This is a genomic window from Sphaerisporangium sp. B11E5 (genome assembly GCF_039871875.1).
Classification (GTDB): domain Bacteria; phylum Actinomycetota; class Actinomycetes; order Streptosporangiales; family Streptosporangiaceae; genus Sphaerisporangium.
In genome coordinates, this window is sequence record NZ_JBDPMD010000018.1 from 33,719 (window position 1) to 52,129 (window position 18,411).

An 18,411-nucleotide genomic window follows, 5' to 3' on the forward strand; every position below is an offset into this window, starting at 1 on the left:
ACACACCTGTATCCCGATCAGCGAAAGTGCGTGAATCCGTGAACACACGAGAAGGCGCCGCGCAAGCGAGCGCCGGCCAGGGGGGCGGGTCCCGCCCCCCCTGGCGGTTGCCGGAGACGGCGCGGAGCATCCTGGTCGTCCTGCGTGTCCTGCCCGAGGTGGGCCGGGCACGCACCTGGACGCTGGCGGTCTGCGTCATCCTGGCCGCCGCCCTGCCCATCGGCATCGCGGTCGCCGCCGGTCAGCTGATCGGGACCATCGACGACGCGGTGCGGGCCGGCCCCGGCTCGGCGGCGGCGGGCACCGCCACCGCGCTGCTGGTGGCCATCGGCGTGATGGTGGTGGTCGAGCGCGCCGCTGCGCCCGTCATGGGCGCCTCGGCCGCCACGCTCGGCCGCGACCTCGACCGCTACCTGCAGGAACGGGTGCTGACCGCGGTCAACAGACCTGGCGGCATCGCCCACCTCGAGGACCCGGCGATCCAGGACGAGATCCGGATCGTGCGGGGCCTCGGCATGAGCGCCTACCGGCCGAGCCAGACCGTCGAGGCCCTGCCCGCCGTGCTGGCGAACTGGCTCGGCGCGCTCGGCTCGGTCGCGGTGCTGTTCGCGTTCGAGTGGTGGCTCGGCCTGCTGTGGCTGATCGCCTGGCCGCTCATCGTGTACCGCATGCAGCGTGACTACGCCCGCATCGGTGAGGAGGGCTACAAGCAGAGCACCGAGCTGCGCGGCGTGGAGTACACGCGCGACCTCGCGCTCGCCGGCCCCGCCGCCAAGGAGATCCGGGTCTGGGGCATCAACAACTGGCTGGTGGACCGGTTCGAGCGCTCCTGGCGCCGCGCCATCGGCCCGGTGGCCGCCGCCCGCCGTCCGAGCCCCCTCGCGGTGCTCGCGTCAAGCGGCACCATCCTCGCGCTGAACGTCGTGTCGTTCAGCCTGCTCGCCTACGGCGCCATCCAGGGCAACCTGGAGATCGGCGCGCTCGCGGTGTTCGTGAACGCCCTGATCAACGCCAACTCCTTCGCCGTCGGCGACGAGCACTTCTACCTGTCCTACGCCTCGGTGACCGTGCCGAAGCTCCTCACCCTGGAGGAGCGCCTGTCGGCGAGCGCGACGGCCGGGGAGCGCGCACCGCAGGCCCTGACGGCCGCGGTGGCGCCGGACGCGCCGGCCAAGGCCATCAGGTTCGAAGGGGTGTCGTTCCACTACCCGCGTTCCGAGCGGCCGGTGCTCTCGGACTTCGACCTGGAGATCACCGCGGGCCGGTCGCTCGCCATCGTCGGCGAGAACGGCGCGGGCAAGACGACCCTGGTCAAGCTGCTCAGCGGCCTGTACGTGCCGACCGGCGGCCGGATCACCGTGGACGACGCCGACCTCGCGACCCTGGACCCGCAGCAGTGGCGGCGCCGGGTCGCCGCGCTGTTCCAGGACTTCTCCCGCTACCACCTGCCGGTGCGCGACAACATCGGGCTCGGCGCGCCCGAGCACGCCGGCGACCTGGACATGATGCGGGCCGCCGCCGAGAAGGTCGGCGTGCTCGACGTCATCGAGGCGCTCCCCCACGGCTGGGACACCGTGCTGTCGCGCGAGTACGAGAACGGCGTGGACCTGTCCGGCGGCCAGTGGCAGCGCATCGCGCTGGCCCGCGCGCTGTTCGCCGTGGAGGCGGGTGCCCGGGTGCTGGTGCTGGACGAGCCGACGGCCGCGCTGGACGTGCGGGCCGAGGCCGACCTGTACGAGCGGTTCCTCGACCTCACCGAGGGGCTGACCACCATCCTGATCTCCCACCGGTTCTCGACCGTCCGCCGCGCCGAGCGCATCATCGTGGTGCGCGACGGGCTGGTGGCCGAGGACGGCACCCACGAGGAGCTGCTGGCCCTCGGCGGCCGGTACGCCCACATGTTCAATCTGCAGGCGGGGCGCTTCCGCACCGATTCCGTCGCGACCGGCGAAGGAGGAGCAGATGCGTGACACGTTCCGCGCGTTCGCCACGACGATCGGCTTCGGGTTCCGGGCCGCGCCGTGGCACGCGGCGTTCCAGATCGTCACCGAGATCGCGCTCGGGCTGGTCGGGCCGTTCACCGGGTACAGCATCAAGCTGCTGCTCGACGCCGCGGTCGCCAAGGACCTCGACCTCGCGCTGACCGGCGGCACCGTGCTCAGCGTCACCATCGCGGTGCTGCTGGTCGCGATGTACTACAACGCGCACTGCATCTTCACGGTGATCGAGCGCACCCAGGCCCTCGCCGACCGCAAGCTGATGAACCTGATCGGCGGCATCGACGGCCTCGCGCACCACGAGCGGCCCGAGTACCTCGACCAGATCTACCGTCTCCGCGAGGAGCGCGAGAGCCTCGCCGAGATGACGAACGCGTCGGCGGGCTTCGTGGCGGCGATGGTCAGCTTCGCCGCGACCTCGGTACTGCTGGCTCAGGTGCACCCGGCGCTGCTGTCGCTGGCGCTGGTGGCGGGTGTCTCGATGTACATCAGCAGCAAGGCCAACGACATCCGTGTCGAGGCCCAGGAGGACACCAGCGAGCCCGAGCGCCTGCGCCGCCACCTGTACGACGTCGGCACGACCGCCGGCGCGGGCAAGGAGCTGCGCGTCTTCGGGCTCACCAAGGAGATCGTGCGCCGCCACCACACGGCCTCCGACGAGGTGCTCCAGACCCGCAACGAGGCGGACTGGCGCGCGGCGCGGCTGAAGGGCATCGACGCGCTCATCAACGCCGGAGCGTTCATCGGCGCGATCGCGCTGGTGCTGACGCTCGCCCTGAACGGGCAGGCCACCATCGGCGACGTCGGCCTGGTCGTGCAGCTCGCGGTGGAGATGGGCATGGTCGTGGCCGGCACCGTCGGCTACGGCGGCGACTTCCTGTGGACGCTGAAGCAGGCCCGCCGGTTCATCTGGCTGGAGCAGTACGCCAAGTCCGCGGTGAAGCCCACGCCCGAGCCGCTGCCCACGCCGAAGCGGCTGGCGCACGGCATCGACCTGGACGCCGTGACGTTCCACTACCCCGGCACCGACCGGCCGATCCTGGACAACGTGTCGGCGCACCTGCCGGCGGGGTCGGTGGTCGCGCTGGTCGGCGAGAACGGCGCGGGCAAGACGACGCTGGTCAAGCTGCTGTGCGACTTCTACCAGCCGGACGGCGGGCAGATCCTCGTGGACGGCGAGGACCTCGCGCGCGTGCCGACCCGGCAGTGGCACCAGCGGGTGAGCACGGCGTTCCAGGACTTCGCGCAGTTCGAGTTCCTCGCCAGGGAGACCGTCGGCGTCGCCAGCACCGGCAAGATCAATGACGACGACGTGCTGAACGGCGCCCTGGCCAGGGCGGACGCCACGTCCATCGTCGCCGCGCTGCCGCAGGGCCTCGACACCCAGCTCGGCACCACGTGGAGCGAGGGTGTGGACCTGTCCGGCGGCCAGTGGCAGAAGCTGGCCCTCAGCCGCGGCCTGGTGCGCGAGGACCCGCTGCTGGTGGTGTTCGACGAGCCGACGGCGGCACTGGACCCGCAGACCGAGCACGCCCTGTTCGAGCGGTTCGCCGCGGCGGCCCGCGCGGGCCACGAGCACGGCACGGTCACCCTGCTGGTCTCCCACCGGTTCTCCACCGTGCGCATGGCCGACCTGATCATCGTGCTGGAGAACGGCCGCATCCGCGAGATCGGCGACCACCAGCAGCTCATGGACCGGGGCGACCTGTACGCCGAGCTGTACGAACTCCAGTCCCGCGCCTACCGCTGATCCCCTTCAGTCATATATATCCCTTACCAATACGCACGAAGCAGGAGAGAACAATGAACGCGTTCGACGACCCCGACGGCCGGTTCCTGGTGCTGGTGAACGACGAGGGCCAGCACTCGCTGTGGCCGGCCTTCGTGAAGGTGCCCGCCGGGTGGAACGTCGCCCACCCCGAGGACACCCGCGAGGCGTGCCTCGACTACGTCAACAAGAACTGGACCGACATGCGGCCGAAGAGCCTGGTCGAGCGGATGAACGCCAAGGTCGACGCCTGACCGCTCCTCAGACGCGAAAAGGGGGCCCGCCGGACGGCGGGCCCCCTTTCGTGTGCTGTGTCAGTAGATGGTGCGCGAGTCGGCCGTGCGCCGCGCGGCCCGCGACTTGCGCAGGTCACGGGCGATGTTGAGCCGCTTCAGCCACCGGTCGGTGCCGTCGAACCGCGCCGTGAACGCCTTGCGGCCGTGCACCGCGCGGTAGTTGTCCAGGAAGAGCACGTCCCCCGCCTGGAGGACCACGCCGCCGATGCTCGCGTCGATCTCCTTGATGATCGCCTGGAGCGCGGCGGCCGCCTCGGGGTCGTCCTCCGGGGTGTCCATGAAGTACGGGTCCAGCCGCAGGTACGGCTTGTCGGGGTGCCCGAACAGCATGGCGATGGGCTGGGGGTTCTCCTCCAGGCTCATGATCCACTCGTAGCTGCGCTCCAGCAGCTTCCGCGTCTCGGGGTCGGTCTCCCCTCCCCCGGCCCGGTTGTGCGGCAGGTGGGAACGGTCGGCGCGGATGGGGAACCGCTGCTGGCGCATCACCTCGGCCATCTCGGGCTCGATGTGGATGTCGTCGACCGACGCGGCGGTGGTCTCGATGCCCTCGTGGTTGCGCATGCACATCAGGCCGACGTAGTCGGTGCGCAGCGGGTGGAAGGCGTCCTCGGTGTGCCAGGTGAGCAGCTCCTCGCTGCCCGAGCCGAGCTGCTCGTGCTTGTGCGCCTCGATGGGCATCACGTCGTGCATGAGCCGGCCGTCCTGCTGGGTGGCCCACGCGATGGGGTCGCCGAGCAGGCAGGCGCACAGGTAGAAGAAGAACTCCTCCGGCAGCGCGGTCTTGCTGCCGATGCAGTCACGCCAGTGCGGCGGCGTCGGGCCGATGCGCTCGTCGTCGATCGGGTAGCCGCTGACCACGCACAACGCGTCCGGCTCGGTGAGCCGGAAGTGGTTGAGCTGCAGCCGCAGGTCGCGGGGCAGCTCGTGGGCGTACGTGGCGGCGTGCTGGACGAACTCCGGGTCCTCCACCGAGTCGTACTTGGCGATCAGCTCGTCGGTGAGCGTGCGGATCGCCTTGACGTCGGCGTCGGACAGGTTGACCTTATACATGCTTCCCACCCCGTTGGCCGTTGTCCCGCAACGCGCGGGCCAGTGTGTCGAGGCCGGCCGCGAAGCCCTCCGACGGGCCGCCGAAGCCGAGGCGCACCCGCTCCGGATCGCCGAAGCAGACGCCGGGCACCAGCAGCACGCGGTCGCGCCGCGCCAGCTCGTGGCAGAAGTCGGTCGTGTCCTCGATGCCGATGAGACGGGGGAACGTGGTCACCCCGCCGTGCGGCTCGGGAAGGTCGATCAGGTCGTCGTTGGCCTTGGCCCACTGACGCAGCACACCGAGGTTGCGCCGCGCCTGCTCCCGGCGGCCGGCGATCAGGGTCTCGGCGCCGCGGGCGACGTGCCCGGCGAGGAACTCGACCAGCGGCGACAGGTGCAGCGTCATGCGGTCACGCAGGTCGAACGTCGCCCGCAGCAGCTCCGGCGGCGCGATGACCCAGCCGACCCGCAGGCCCGGCAGGCCGTAGCCCTTGGACAGCGTGCCGATCGAGATCGAGTGCGACGGGTAGTCGTGCACCGGGTCGGCCAGCGGCTCGGTGCCGTAGGTCAGCTCGCGGAACGCCTGGTCCCAGATCAGGTACGCCCCGGCGTCGGCGGCGATGCCGACCAGTTCGTCCCGCTGCTCCGCGGTGAGCGACGCCCCCGTCGGGTTGTGCGGGAAGTTCACCACGATCGCCTTGGTGCGGTCGCTCATCTTCTTGCGCAGCAGAGTCAGGTCCGGCACGTACCCGTCGTCCGGGCTGAGCGGCCACGACACCACGTCGCAGCCGAGGCTGCGCGCGATCGAGTAGTGCGTGTGATACGCGGGCTCCACCACGACGATCTCGTCACCCGGTTCGAGCAGGGTGCTCATCATCAGGTAGATGGCCTCGCTCGCCCCGTGGGTGACCATCACCCGCTCCGGATCGCCGTCGCCCCACTGGTCGGCGATGGCCGCCCGCACCTCGTCGCCGCCGAGGGTCGTGCTGTCGCGCAGCACGATCTCGTCGAAGGACTCCAACGGGATCCCGAGCAGTTCCCGCACATCGGCGACCGAGTAGTCCTCCACACCGCTGCTGCCGATGTCGAAGTCCACGTCGAAGTAATAGCGCCGCATCCAGTCTTCGAGCGCAGATGATTCATACCTCATGCGCCGGCTTCCCCTCCCGCCGTGATTTTCATGAGCCAGCACGAGCGCGTTCCCATGTGTGGCTGGCTATACGCATGCCATATCGGGCCGGCACGCTTCACGGCCCGCCTAGGACACTTTTCCGATGGTCCCAGAAAACCCCGGGCGGCAGAAGGGAGAAAGGTTCGCCCCCGAGGTTTTCTCTCTTTCGACGGCTGCGGTGCGCATAGTACGTTTCGTGCTATCGGATGCTGAGCGGTTATGCAAGGGATGACGGATGGACACCACGATACGAGCCGGCGGAACCACGTCGTCGACAGTAAAGCGAATCACCGATGTCGATGGGCTGCGTGGCTTCGCGGTGCTCGGCATCCTCGCGGTCAATATGCTCGATCTGGCCGACCCGGGCCGCATGGAGGGCGCCACCGCGTTCACCGGCCCCCTGGACGCCGGCGTGCGGGCTTTCGTGATCGGCGCCGGGCAGCTCACGTTCCTGACGTTGTTCGCCTTCCTGTTCGGCTACTCCTTCACCTTGCAGAAGGCGGGGGCCGAGGCCGAGAAGTCCAGCGTCGTCCCGCGGACGTTGCGGCGCCTCGCCGCGCTGATCGCCATCGGCGCGGTACACATGGTGTTCCTGTGGCGTGGCGACATCTTGATGTTGTGGGGTCTGCTGGGGCTGGTGCTCCTGGCGCTGAGCGGCCTCAGACCGAAGGCCGCCCTGATCACCTCGATCGTGCTGACGGCCCTGGCGGTGCTGTACCAGGGCTACAACGTGCTCACCGCCGAACCCCCGGAGCCGGTCGGGCCCGAGACGCTCGCCGCGGGCCAGGCCGCGCTGGACGCCACCCGGGGCGGCATCGCGGACTACGTCTCGCTGAACCTCGACTCGTTCTCGCTCGAGGACCTGTACATGTCGCCGCTCCAGGTCCCGCCGATGATCGCCGTGTTCCTCCTCGGCCTCGCCGCGGGCAAGGTCCGCTGGCTGGAGAACGACGCCGTCCTCGACCGCTGGCTCCCCAAGGTCCAGCTCATCGGCCTGGCCGTCGGCATCCCCACCGGCATCGCCCTCGGCTACGCCGAGGCGCAGGGCGGCGACTTCACCACCGTCCCCGGCCTGCTCGGCCAGATCGGCGTCCCGTTCCTCATCGCCGGCATGGCCGCCACCTTGATGCGCATGTCCCGGAGCGGCAACGGCATCCTCCGCACCCTGGCCCCCGCCGGCACCATGTCCCTGACGAACTACATCATGCAGTCCGTCCTGATGTGCCTGATCTTCACCGCCTACGGCCTCTCGCTGGCCGGCCAGGTCTCCCCCCTGGGCCTCCTCGGCATCACGGTCGTCATCTGCGCCGCCCAGGTCGCGTACAGCATCTGGTGGATGCGCCGCTACCGCTACGGCCCCCTGGAGTGGTTGCTGCGTCTGGCCACGTACGGCCGGCCCCCGGCGATGCGCCGCTGAGCCCTGACCCCTCACCGAGAACCGCGTAGCGCGCCCGCGCCACGCGGTTCTCTTGTTGTGCGATGAGAAGTCGCGGCCGCCGACACGATCACTGTACCGGCTAAAGCGGGTTGACCGGTAGCACCCTGGCGGGCTAGCTTGCTTATTGACGCAGTCAGTTCCCGGGTGCGTACCTGGACGGCTACCTGTGCAACTCCGAACAGTGGTGACTCCTCTCGTGGAGGCAGCGTGCGAGAACGGTTAGGAAGCAAATCGGCGATCGTCTCCTTGATCGCTCTGACCCTGGCGGTGTTCGTCTACGTGACGACCGAGTCGCTGCCGATCGGCCTGCTCCCGTTGATCGCGAAGGATCTCGGCACCAGCGCGTCAGCGGTCGGGCTGCTGGTCACCGGGTACGCCCTGATCATCGTGGTGGTGACCCTGCCGCTCACGCGGCTGACCCGCCGGCTGCCCCGGCGGCGGCTGCTGTGCGTCCTGCTCGCCATATTCGTCGTGGCGACCTGCGTGTCGGCGGTGGCCTGGGACTACTGGCTGCTCATGGGTGCCCGGATGGTGACCGCGCTGAGCCAGGCGCTGTTCTGGGCCGTCGTGATGCCGGCCGCCGCCGGCCTGTTCCGGGCCGAGGTGCGCGGCCGGGCGCTGTCGATCCTGTACGCCGGCGCCTCCGCCGCCACACTGGCCGGCATCCCGGCCGGCACGTGGCTCGGCCAGCAGACCAACTGGCGGGTGGCGTTCCTCGCGCTCAGCGGCCTCGGCCTGCTCGTGCTCGTCACGGTGGCCGCCGTGCTTCCCGGCACGCCGCCCGGCCAGGGCGCGGCGGACCGCGGCACCGCACCCGACCGCGGCCGGTACCTGTCGATCGTCGCCACCACTGCGCTGACCGTCACCGGCGCGTTCACGGCGCTCACCTACATCAGCCCGTTCCTGACCGGCGTCAGCGGCTTCGCCGAGTCGTCGGTCGGCCCCCTCCTGCTGGCACGCGGCATCGCGGGCCTGGCCGGCGTCTTCGTGGTCGGCTACCTCATCGACCGTGACGGCTGGCTCACCATGACGGGCCTCGTCGGCCTGCAGGTGCTCGCGCTCGCCGGGCAGTACGCGTTCGGCGCCTGGCAGGTCACGACCGTCATCACGATCTCCCTGTCCGGCTTCACGCTGGCGGGCCTGACCGCCGCCCTCGGAGCACGGGTCCTCATGTACGCGCCGGGCGAGTCGGTCATGGCGAGCGCCGCCACCTCCGCGGCGTTCAACGCGGGCATCACCGCGGGCGCGTTCCTCGGCAGCACGCTGCTGCCCGGCTGGGGCGTCCGCAGCACGGCGCTGTTCGGTGCTTTGATCAGCCTGGTGGCGTTCGCCGTCGTGCTGGCGGAACCGCTCTTCTCCAGCCGGCGGAAGGTCGCGCCCCCGGCCGTCTGCCGCCCCGTGCCCGAGCACGCCAGAGCCTCGTAGACACAACCACTGTAACCCGTTTAGGTGGTAGCCTGATGGATATGCCACTCGACGTGTGCGAGCTTCCACTGGTCGGCGGCCACCCCGCCCTCGATCTGGTCAACACGATCGAACGAGGGGCACCGCCCGACAGCACGCCGCCGCCCCACGACTTCCTGTCGGACCCCTCCGCGTTGCTGCGCTGGTCGGTCGCCGCAGGCCTGATCAGCGACGCGGAGGCCGGCCCGGTGGGCCGGGCCTGGCACGACGACCCCGCGGCGGCACACGCGGCACTGGCCGCGGTGCGGGACATCCGGGAAGGGCTGCACGTCGTGATGGTCGCGACGATCCGGCCCGCCGACGGCGGGGCGGCGGGTGGCCCCGGCGGCGACCCGATCACGGCCGGGGCCGCGCTGGTCGCGCTGCACGAGCGGTGGTCAGGAGCGGCGGCCCGCGCGGCGCTGGTCCTCGACCCAGGCGACCCGCCGCGCGTGCGGCTCACCTACGGCACGGTGCCCGCCATGCTGGTACCCGACCGCGCCGCCGAGGCCGCCCTCGACGTGCTGCGCACCGCCGGCCTGCCCCGGGTACGCCGCTGCCCCGTCCCCGAAGGCGGCTGCGGCTGGCTGTTCCTCGACCAGAGCCGCAACGGCTCCCGCCGCTGGTGCCGCATGGCCGACTGCGGCACCACCGCCAAGGCCCGCCGGCTCACCGAACGCCGCCGCGCCGCGCGCACCGACCCCCGGCGGCCCTGAGTCACGGATCCCCTCATCGGACTGCCGGGCTGTCCCAGCCGGAGACGAACCACCGGACCGCTCCGGTGGCCGGGTCGTACAACCGCCGGTTCAGCGTGCCGATGTTCCCTCCGTAGACGTGGATCCCGACGGTCGGCTCGTCGCCGACGGCCTCGACGGCGTGGACGTCGTCGTCGGTCGTGCAGCACACGGTGACCTGACCGCGTTCCCACACGTGCTCACCGGCCGGCGTCAGGGCTCTGACCGGCTCGGACGCCACGGGCTTGACGTAGCGGAGCTCGCGTTCCGCCCCCGAGTGGATCCCGGCGACACCCCATGTCTCGTGTCCGTGCACGGGAGTGCGTTGACCCACGTTCCAGACCACCGCCGCCAGCGACCAACTGCCGTCGGGTGCGATGTGGAGCGGGTAGGTGACATGGCGCTCGTCCGACGGCCGGGTGAGCTCCGGGGGGAGCCGGTAGCCGCCGGCCAGCAGACCGGACAACCGGGCCGCGACCCGGCTCGTGATCTCGTGCTCGTCCTCGATGCCGCTGACCAGGGACGCCACGTCTTCGATGAAGGTGTCCAAGGTCTCCGCTCTCACCGAGACCATCTCAGCGCACCGCCTTCAGGACGCGGTAGCGCAGGTGGGTCACCGAGCCCGCGACGGGTCTCCCCTCCGGGACCAACTCGGCCCGCTCCCCCGCGAACAGCGGTGTGCCCTCGCCCAGCAGCAGGGGAACCAGGTGGATGCGCACCTCGTCGAGCAGGCCCGCCCTGAGCAACTGCCGGGCGACGTCCGCGCCGAGCACCCAGACGTCCTTGTCTCCCGCGGCCTCCTCGGCACGCCGGGCCGCGGCCTCCAGGCCGTCGAAGGCGAACGTCCCGCCGTTGTCGCCGAGGAGGTCCTCCCTGGTCCGGTGGGTGACCACGAACGTCGGGACGCCGGGCCACGGCGTGCCGCCCCACGGGCCCAGACCGAGGTCGAAGGAACGCCGCCCGACCAGAACGGCTCCGATCGTCCCGTCGGACTCCCGCAGGACGCCGGCGTCGGCCTCGCCGTCCGGGCCCTTCCCCGCGTGCCACTCGTGGAGCCGTTCGCCGCCGTCCCCCATGGGCTCTTCTTCTCTGACGTTCGGCCCGGTCGTGAACCCGTCCAGGGACACCGACACGTCCAGCACGATCCTGCTCATCGCACGCCTCTCCCGCACTCCCTCGGTGCCGCCGCCTCCTGGGCGAACCGCCTGTCCGACAGAGCATGGCTCAATAGACATATGACGTCTAATGCCGATCTTCCGTTAATTTCATCGATATCATCGATGGATGCTCAGTCTGATCCACCTCAAGGTTCTGGCCGTGGTGGCACGGCATGAGTCCGTCACCGAGGCGGCGAAGGAGCTGCACTACTCGCAGTCGTCGGTGAGTCACCACCTGGCCCGCCTGGAAGCGGCCACCGGAGCGAGAATCATCCAGCGCGTCGGCCGTGGCATCCGGCTGACCCCGGAGGGCCGGCTGCTGGCCGTCCGGGCCGCCGAGATCGTGGGACGGGTCGACGCGGCGACCACCGAGCTGGCGGCACAGGTCGGCCTCCAGGCAGGGCGGGTCCGCCTCGCCGCCAACGCGTCGGCACTGAGCACGATCGTGCCCAAGGCAGCCGTCATGCTGGCCCAGGCACACCCGGGACTGGACCTGATCCTGGTCGACCGTCACCCCGTCGAAGCACTGCAGATGCTGCGGCACGGCGAGATCGACATCGCGCTCGTCTTCCAGCACGCCGGCGCCCCGCTCGAAGAGGAAGAGGGATTCCGCCCCGTCCACATCACCGACGACCCCATCTACCTCATCAGCCGGCAAGCCGGCGACACCATCGCCGGCCATCGTCACTCACCCTGGATCGGCGGCTGCGAACGGTGCCGCGACGAACTGACCGCCGTGTGCCGCCAAGCAGGCTTCACCCCGCGCATCGCCTCACTCAGCGACGACATGGTCGTCGTACAAGCCCTCGTCGCCGCCGGCATCGGCGTCACCACCCTGCCAGGACTCGCCCTGCGAGCCCACCGCCACCCCGGCGTCCACGCCACCGAACTCCCCGGCTGCCAACGCCGGCTCCACGCCGTCACCTACGGCGACCCACCCGACCCACCCGCCGTCGCCGCCGTACTGGCCACCCTCACCGAGGCAGCCACCGAACGCCACGCCCAGGTGGATCCGCGGCAGGGTCTTCCGGCGCGCCCATAGTTCAGGTCTTGTTGTCGGTGAACCGCGTGCGTGCGGCCGGCGGGTCCGCTCAGGTGAGGAGTCGCGCGAGCTCGGCCATCTCGGCCGGTGGGTCGGCCACCGGCTGGATGAGCAGTTCGTCGATGCCGGCCTGTTCCAGGGTGGTGACGCGGGCCCGGAGGTCGTCGCGGGTGCCGACCAAGGCCAGGGTGTTCATCAGTGAGGGCAGGATCAGGTCCCGGTCCTCCGGTGCGATGCGTCCGAGATAGTCGGGGTAGAGCTTGGTGTGCCGGTCGGGTGCGGTGGCGGTGGTGCCGCGCCGGTCGAGGAGTCGCCGCACCGCCTCGCGTTCCTCGGGGCCGAGTTGCTCGGCGAAGGCGGGTGCGTCGGCGGCGGTGTCGGCGGCGAAGGCCAGCAGGGACAGGACGAGGTGGCCGGTCGCGTCCCGGGCCGCGTCGCCGTAGGGGTCCTCGTCCTCGCCGAGTATGTGCAGTGCGGTGACCACGTAGGAGTCCGTGCGGGAGCCGGGGTCGCGTGGCGTGTCGTGAGCGGCGTGGCGGCGGGCGTCGTGAAGTGCCTGCCAGGCGGCGGGGTCCAGCAGGCCGAAGGAGATCAGACCGGTGCCGCGGCGGCCGGCGACGGCGGCGGCCTTCGGTCCTAGCGCGGCCACCACGAACTCGATCGGGTCGGCCGTGTTCGCGTGCCCCCCGGTGTGCAGGAACCGGACGTTGCGGACTCGGTCGCCTTCGCGGTACTCGATGGTGCGTCCTGCGCACAGGTTCTGCAGTGCGGCGGTGAAGTTCTCCGTCGTGGCCACTGTGGCCGGCCGCATGCCCAGTGTGCGCCGGGCGGTGTTCCCGGTGCCGACCCCGCAGATGATCCGGCCTGGCGCCAGGGCGTTGAGGCTGGCGAACGCGCTCGCGGCGGCCGGGGCAGAGCGCAGCGCCGGTGAGGTCACGCCGATACCGAGTCTGATTCGGTTGGTGGCCTTCGCACACAGTGCCAGGGCGACGAAGGGGTCGCCGTGGACCATCGGGGTGTCGTTGAGCCAGAAGCTGTGCAGGCCCAACTCCTCGGCCTGTACGGCGAGGTCCTCCACACCGGGGTGTGCGGCGACCACGACACCTGCACGCATCAAAACCTCCACGCCGCAAAGAACCGAACGTACTCAGCCTGACACCAGACGGTGGATCGAGCACGTAGAGGTCGCTTGGACCTGCTTCCCGCCGCCCGTCGGACCTACCTCATCGGCGCCGCGTCGGCGGGACGGTGTACGGCGAATCCCGGTGCCGTTCTACGGCGAAGCACCCGGTGGACGTTCCTGGGCACCGCACTAGGCAGGGGCGCGGTTCACCAGCACGCGGGCGAGGACGGCCGTGGTGGCGCCGGCCAGGACGACGGAGAGCAGGCCGGCGCGCAGGCTGATGTGGTCGGCGACCAGGCCGACGAGGGGTGGGGACAGCAGGGAGCCTCCGCGTAGGAGCCAACTGACGATGGTCAGGCCGGTGCCGGCGGGGAGGCCGGGGAGTTCGTCGGCGGCGTGCATGGCGGCCGGCACGAGGGTGGCGACGCCCAGGCCGGCCAGGGCGAAGCCGGCCAGGGTGGTCCCCACGAAAGGCAGCGCGAGCGCGGCGCCCATGCCGGCGGCGGCCAGGATGCCACCGGCGCGGGCCACGGTGCGTTGGCCGAAGCGGTCCACGACGCGGTCGCCGGTGAGGCGGCCGGCGGTCATGGCGCACTGGAAGGCCACGAACGCCAGGCCGGCGGTGGCGGCGTCGGCACGCAGGTCGCCGCTGAGATAGATGGCACCCCAGGACGCGCCGGCGTCCTCGACCAGGGCTCCGCACGCCGCGAGCACACCGAGCGCGGCGAGCATCCGTACGGTCACGCCGACGAACACCCGCCGGCCCGGCCGGCGGGTGGAGAGGGCGGCCGGATGGGCGGCATCGGTTCCGGGGAGGCGTTCGGAGCCGTCCGGGCCGGGCAGCAGGAACCGGTACGCGACCAGGGCGACGACGCTGAACAGCGCCGCCGAGACGCTCAGATGGACCGTGAGGGGCACGCGGAGCCCGGCGGCGGCCGAGCCCATCAGGCCGCCCAGGACCGCACCGACACTCCACACCCCGTGCAGGGAGTTGAGGATCGACCGGCCGTAGAGGCGCTGCACCCGCAGACCGTGCGCGTTCTGCGCGACATCGATGACGGCGTCGAGGGCCCCCACGACGAACAGCACGGCGGCGAACGCGACCCAGTTCGGCGCGAAGGGCACGGTCAGCGTCGCGGCGGCGAGCAGCACGATCCCGAGCGCCGCCACGCGTGACGAACGGAACCGGCGGATCGCCCCCGCCGCCAGCAACCCCGCCAGCAACGCCCCGAGCGGCAGCGCGGCCAGCGCGGTCCCGAGGACGGCGTTGCTCAGCCCGAGCTCGGCCTTGATCTGCGGGTACCGGGGAACGACGTTGGCGAACAGCGCCCCGTTGGTGAGGAACACCGCCGCGACGGCGGCGCGTGCCAGACGTACCTGGCGAACGGGCGTGCTTGAGGAGACGAAGGTGGCAGGGGACATCGACTTTCCGATCACAGCCGCGTCGGCGGGACGTGGTACGGCGAACCCGGCGCCGTCCCACCGTGAGCGACCGGCATCCCCGCCGAGCTTAGCGGTTTGCGGCGAATACCCCTTTCACCCTGTTTCGACGGTCCTCTCACGCCTGAGGTGTCAAGCGGATGACCGGCAGCTCTCTGTCGGTCTTCTCCTGGTAGGACGCGAAGCGGGGAGCGGCCGAGGTGATCTGCCGCCAGGCCTGTTCACGTTCGGGCCCGTGCAGTTGCTCGGCGGTCACCGCGACGGTGCGGCCCTCGACGTCGATCCGGATCTTGTCCGGGTTGGCCGCGAGGTTGAGGTACCAGGCCGGGTTGCCCGGCGCTCCGGCGGCCGAGGCCACGATCAGGTAGCTGCCGTCCGGGCCGGGAAACCAGCCGACCGGCGTGGTGCGTTCCGCGCCGCTCTTGCGTCCGACGGTGGTCAGGACCAGGGCGTTGAAGCCCATGACGGCCCCCTTGCGGCGGATCCGCCGGGCCATCAGCCGGTTCATCCAGCGAAGCATCGCCCCGGACGGCTGCCGGGCACCACGGGTACCGGCGGGTGTGTCAAAACTCATTCGAGTCCTCCGAGATCAGCAGGTCGGTCACGCGGGATCGTGGACCGTCCGCCGCACCTTGACCTCGCGGTCATGGCCGAACGGCAGCCCTTCGAGGTTGAAGCTCCACGACACCGTGGGAGTGATGCGCATGCAGGGGGCGGACCCGAACCGGCCCTCGCGCTCGACCAGCTCGGCCTCGCCGTAGACGCGCAGGTACCGCGGCGCCCACGGCTCGGCGGACACCAGGTCGTCGACGACCAGCGCGACCTTGGTGTTGCCGCTCCGCACGTTGCGTGACCTGCGGGTCCTGGCCGGGTCGATGCCGCCCACGTACAGATGCGTCCCGTCGAACTCGAACCCCACCGGCACCACGTCCGGCTGACCGTCACCGGCGACGGTGGCGATGCGGGCCAGACGCTGGGAACGCAGGTAGGCGATCTCTTCGTCGCTGAAGGACATCTCCGGGCCTCTCCTCGATGGCGGCTGTTAGTTAATGAGACATACTGTACGCGGCATTAACTATATGCCATCTGTACCATGAATGTCGTGACCAGGACGAAACCCACGACCACCACGACGCCACCCCCGGAAGGGCAGGCATGCGCCGGCCCGTGCGCCGGCATGAACGACACCGAGATGGACATCCCCACCGCCCTGGTCCGGCTCACCGCCCTGGTACAAGGCGTCTACGCCCGCGCCTCAGAACGCCACGGCCTGACCCCCGTCCAGGCCAGACTCCTGTGCGTCCTGCTGTCCGGCCCCCGCGGCATGGCCGATCTGGCCCAATGCTTCGGCGTGGAGAAAGCCGCACTCACCGGCCTGATGGACCGCGCCGAACGCCGCGGCCTCGCCCAGCGCTCAAGCGTCCCAGGCGACCGCCGCGCCCTCCAGGTAACCCTCACCGAAGCCGGCCACCAGGCCGCGACCGCCTTCCACACCGAGGTGAACGCCGAACTCACCCACCTCACGTCGTCCCTCACCGAAGACGACCGCGAACACCTCCGCACCACAATGGCCGAGATCATCACCAAATGCGGAACAGCCCCCACCCCAGCCCGCCACTGACCCAGCCCCAGACCTGCGCAACAGGGTGAGGCCGCGAGCACGACGACCGCGATGACCAGCCCCAGCACGTCTACGGCCAGGCCTCGTTCGCGGCCCGGCACCTTCTTGGCGACGTCCCGGCCGGTCGTTTCGGCGGGAAACCCGGCCGCGACGTGGAGGCTTTGGGTGTCCAGCACGACCAGGCTCGGGTCGGCTAATCGCTTCTTCTGCTCGCGCAGATGCCAGCGCGACAGGTCGTGGATCGTCTTGTCGGTGCCGTCGTCGCGCCATTTGGCGAAGTAGTAGTACGTCGCGCCCTTGGGCGGCGGGTCATGGGGAAGATAGTCCCATTGGACGCCGGTTCGTCCCTGGTAGCGGATCGCGTTGACGATCTCCCGCAGCGCATAGTTGCCTTCGTGGCCGCTGACCGAGGGGTGCGCGGCCGTTCCATGCCGCGAGGACCGGTTCGATCAACGCCCACTGAGCGTCGGTTAAGTAGCTCGGGTACGGCTGGCGCTCAGTCACCGCGCCGTCCCAGCACAACTGGACCCGCAGACTGGCGGTAACACCACGAATCCACACGATCACATAACGACATCACGGATGGAGGCTCACGTAGGCACTCTCAGGGACTCGAGGGCGGCTAGGACGAGGTTGAGGCCGAAAATGAACTCCTCCGCCGGGTCGAAGCCGGCAGCGACGAGCACCGCGGCGGACTCGTTGAGGTAGGGGAACTCGTCAGGAGGAAGCTGGGGCAGGAAGACATCCTCGGCCATGTCCGCGAACTCATCGGTGGTGTCGAACGGCAGGCCGGCTTCCTGCAGGGCGAAACCGTAGACGTAGCTGTCGAGCAACCAGTTGGCGTGCGTCGCCATCAAGACCGGGAAGCCGGCCCTCCGCAGACAGGCGGTGACCGCTTCGCGGTGGCGGAGGTTCGCGGGCCCCGGCGATGTCCGCGACTCCATCAGGCCGATCGCCCACGGGTGGCGTACGAGAACCTGTCGGGCGGATACCGCCCGACGTCGCATCGCTGACTGCCAGTCGGTCGCTTCGGGCGGGAGCTCGATCTCCTCGAACACGACGTCGATCATGGCGTCCAGCAACTCCTCCTTGCTCGCCACGTAGTAGTAGAGCGACATCGCGCCCGCGCCGAGCGCGCGAGCCAGCCGGCGCATGCTCAGCTCGCCGACCCCCTCGCGGTCGGCGAGCCGGACCGCTTCGACCACCACCCGCTGCTTGCTCAGCCCCGCATCTGACGCGACCTGCCGTCGTTCCCTCGCAGACAACGGGTCTCCTCGCTCCCTCGAACGGCTTGACAATCGTCCAGCGTACGGTCATGGTACAGCGTACGATCGTAGTACAGCGTACGACGTACGATGTACGAACCAGCGACAGTCGTAGCTCGGACGTGAAGAGGCTTCTGTGGGAATCGAACAGCGATCGAGTGCCGGAGCACGCCTGGTGCCGGGGGCGAGTCCGGCCGGGGCGACGACGATGCGGGCCGCCGACCAGCACCGCTACGGCCTGCCCTCAGCGCTCGAGTCGTCCGAGGTCCGGGCTACCGCTGCCCGGTCGAGGCGATGTGCTCGTCCAGGTGGGCGCGGCCTCGGTACATCTCTGCCGCCACTCCGGCGGAGGGACCGCTCCTCTCGAAAGAAGAACCGATGACCATCCGAACGAAAACCCCGAACCTGCTCGACAACCCGCCGGTCCCCGTGCAGGCCAAGCTCGCCGCCGCGTGGACCAGCTTCATGTTCCTCTACATCTACGTCGACTACTTCCACCTCCACAAGCCCGGCGTCATCGACAACCTCCGCGCCGGCGTCGTCTTTGAGTTCGACATCAGCCCGACGTTGTTGACCATGATGCTCGCGTCCGTGGCGATCCCGGCCCTGATGGTGATGCTCTCCATGACGCTGCCCGCCCGGGTGAACCGCGCCACGAACCTCGTTGTTGCATCGCTCTACATCCCCTACTCGGCGGTCAACGCGGCAGGGGAGTCCTGGGACTGGGCCTTCTTCTACGGCCTTTCCATCGGAGTCGAGGTGCTGCTCCTGGCCTTCATCCTGCGCTCCGCCTGGACCTGGCCTCGAACCCCCGCCGTCCCAGCCGGTCCCGCGACGACCGGCCTTCGACAGGACCTCCGACAGTAGGTATCCGTGTAAAGCCCTAC

Annotated in this window: 18 protein-coding genes; 9 read left to right on the forward strand and 9 right to left on the reverse strand. The window is 70.2% G+C overall.

The features are described from left to right. The first annotated feature begins 38 nt into the window (after nt 1–38). The 3 genes from ABGB17_RS18280 to ABGB17_RS18290 are packed head-to-tail and all read left to right on the forward strand — an operon-like array spanning nt 39 to nt 4,019. Nucleotides 39–1,970: an ABC transporter ATP-binding protein gene (locus ABGB17_RS18280; protein ID WP_347630984.1), complete on the forward strand. Its 1,932-nt coding sequence runs from the start codon at nt 39–41 to the stop codon at nt 1,968–1,970. Further along, nucleotides 1,963–3,747, forward strand: a complete 1,785-nt coding sequence (locus ABGB17_RS18285; RefSeq protein ID WP_347630986.1) for an ABC transporter ATP-binding protein — start codon at nt 1,963–1,965, stop codon at nt 3,745–3,747. Before ABGB17_RS18280 ends, ABGB17_RS18285 begins: the two co-directional genes overlap by 8 nt. Nucleotides 3,748–3,800: 53 nt before the next feature. Then, nucleotides 3,801–4,019 (forward strand): MbtH family protein, encoded by a 219-nt coding sequence (locus ABGB17_RS18290; RefSeq protein WP_347630988.1) that lies wholly within the window; start codon nt 3,801–3,803, stop codon nt 4,017–4,019. Between the two features lie 60 nt (nt 4,020–4,079). Here ABGB17_RS18290 and gntD read toward each other — a convergent pair whose 3' ends face one another. Continuing rightward, nucleotides 4,080–5,111 carry a guanitoxin biosynthesis L-enduracididine beta-hydroxylase GntD gene (gene gntD, locus ABGB17_RS18295; protein ID WP_347630990.1) on the reverse strand — a complete coding sequence of 344 codons (1,032 nt, stop codon included), beginning with the start codon at nt 5,109–5,111 and terminating at the stop codon, nt 4,080–4,082. Further along, nucleotides 5,104–6,240: a capreomycidine synthase gene (vioD, locus tag ABGB17_RS18300; RefSeq protein ID WP_347630992.1), complete on the reverse strand. Its 1,137-nt coding sequence runs from the start codon at nt 6,238–6,240 to the stop codon at nt 5,104–5,106. The genes gntD and vioD overlap by 8 nt, the downstream gene beginning before the upstream one ends. A gap of 256 nt (nt 6,241–6,496) precedes the next feature. On the opposite strand from vioD, the gene ABGB17_RS18305 reads away from it, so the two are divergent. The 3 genes from ABGB17_RS18305 to ABGB17_RS18315 all read left to right on the forward strand — a co-directional run bounded on the left by ABGB17_RS18305 (nt 6,497) and on the right by ABGB17_RS18315 (nt 9,858). Next, complete coding sequence (locus ABGB17_RS18305; protein WP_347630994.1) at nt 6,497–7,678, forward strand: DUF418 domain-containing protein; 1,182 nt, start codon at nt 6,497–6,499, stop codon at nt 7,676–7,678. A gap of 228 nt (nt 7,679–7,906) precedes the next feature. Then, the gene (locus ABGB17_RS18310; protein WP_347630996.1) at nt 7,907–9,124 is read left to right on the forward strand and encodes an MFS transporter; all 1,218 of its coding nucleotides are present in this window, start codon (nt 7,907–7,909) and stop codon (nt 9,122–9,124) included. Between the two features lie 41 nt (nt 9,125–9,165). Then, on the forward strand, nt 9,166–9,858 hold the full coding sequence (locus ABGB17_RS18315) for a CGNR zinc finger domain-containing protein (RefSeq protein ID WP_347630998.1): 693 nt from the start codon (nt 9,166–9,168) through the stop codon (nt 9,856–9,858). Between the two features lie 13 nt (nt 9,859–9,871). Here ABGB17_RS18315 and ABGB17_RS18320 read toward each other — a convergent pair whose 3' ends face one another. Both ABGB17_RS18320 and ABGB17_RS18325 read right to left on the reverse strand, forming a co-directional pair. Beyond that, nucleotides 9,872–10,450: a hypothetical protein gene (locus tag ABGB17_RS18320; protein WP_347631000.1), complete on the reverse strand. Its 579-nt coding sequence runs from the start codon at nt 10,448–10,450 to the stop codon at nt 9,872–9,874. Nucleotide 10,451: 1 nt separating this feature from the next. Then, nucleotides 10,452–11,030 carry a dihydrofolate reductase family protein gene (locus ABGB17_RS18325; protein ID WP_347631001.1) on the reverse strand — a complete coding sequence of 193 codons (579 nt, stop codon included), beginning with the start codon at nt 11,028–11,030 and terminating at the stop codon, nt 10,452–10,454. 130 nt (nt 11,031–11,160) lie between these two features. On the opposite strand from ABGB17_RS18325, the gene ABGB17_RS18330 reads away from it, so the two are divergent. Then, nucleotides 11,161–12,075, forward strand: a complete 915-nt coding sequence (locus ABGB17_RS18330; RefSeq protein ID WP_347631003.1) for a LysR family transcriptional regulator — start codon at nt 11,161–11,163, stop codon at nt 12,073–12,075. A gap of 49 nt (nt 12,076–12,124) precedes the next feature. On the opposite strand, the gene ABGB17_RS18335 is transcribed toward ABGB17_RS18330, so the two are convergent. From ABGB17_RS18335 to ABGB17_RS18350, 4 genes are all read right to left on the reverse strand, one after another. After that, a complete protein-coding gene (locus ABGB17_RS18335; RefSeq protein WP_347631005.1) occupies nt 12,125–13,189 on the reverse strand; it encodes an LLM class flavin-dependent oxidoreductase in 1,065 nt (354 codons plus the stop codon). Nucleotides 13,190–13,387: 198 nt separating this feature from the next. Further along, nucleotides 13,388–14,620 carry an MFS transporter gene (locus ABGB17_RS18340; protein ID WP_347631007.1) on the reverse strand — a complete coding sequence of 411 codons (1,233 nt, stop codon included), beginning with the start codon at nt 14,618–14,620 and terminating at the stop codon, nt 13,388–13,390. Nucleotides 14,621–14,756: 136 nt separating this feature from the next. After that, nucleotides 14,757–15,146: a nitroreductase/quinone reductase family protein gene (locus ABGB17_RS18345; RefSeq protein WP_347631009.1), complete on the reverse strand. Its 390-nt coding sequence runs from the start codon at nt 15,144–15,146 to the stop codon at nt 14,757–14,759. A 93-nt stretch (nt 15,147–15,239) separates the two neighbouring features. Further along, nucleotides 15,240–15,653 carry a PPOX class F420-dependent oxidoreductase gene (locus ABGB17_RS18350; RefSeq protein ID WP_347631011.1) on the reverse strand — a complete coding sequence of 138 codons (414 nt, stop codon included), beginning with the start codon at nt 15,651–15,653 and terminating at the stop codon, nt 15,240–15,242. 87 nt (nt 15,654–15,740) lie between these two features. Here ABGB17_RS18350 and ABGB17_RS18355 point away from each other — a divergent pair, with 87 nt between their 5' ends. Then, nucleotides 15,741–16,259, forward strand: a complete 519-nt coding sequence (locus ABGB17_RS18355; protein ID WP_347631013.1) for a MarR family transcriptional regulator — start codon at nt 15,741–15,743, stop codon at nt 16,257–16,259. A gap of 590 nt (nt 16,260–16,849) precedes the next feature. On the opposite strand, the gene ABGB17_RS18360 is transcribed toward ABGB17_RS18355, so the two are convergent. Further along, on the reverse strand, nt 16,850–17,524 hold the full coding sequence (locus ABGB17_RS18360; RefSeq protein ID WP_347631016.1) for a TetR/AcrR family transcriptional regulator C-terminal domain-containing protein: 675 nt from the start codon (nt 17,522–17,524) through the stop codon (nt 16,850–16,852). Between the two features lie 378 nt (nt 17,525–17,902). Between ABGB17_RS18360 and ABGB17_RS18365 the strand changes: the two genes are divergently transcribed. Next, a complete protein-coding gene (locus ABGB17_RS18365; protein WP_347631018.1) occupies nt 17,903–18,391 on the forward strand; it encodes a DUF6326 family protein in 489 nt (162 codons plus the stop codon). The last annotated feature ends 20 nt before the right edge of the window (nt 18,392–18,411 follow it).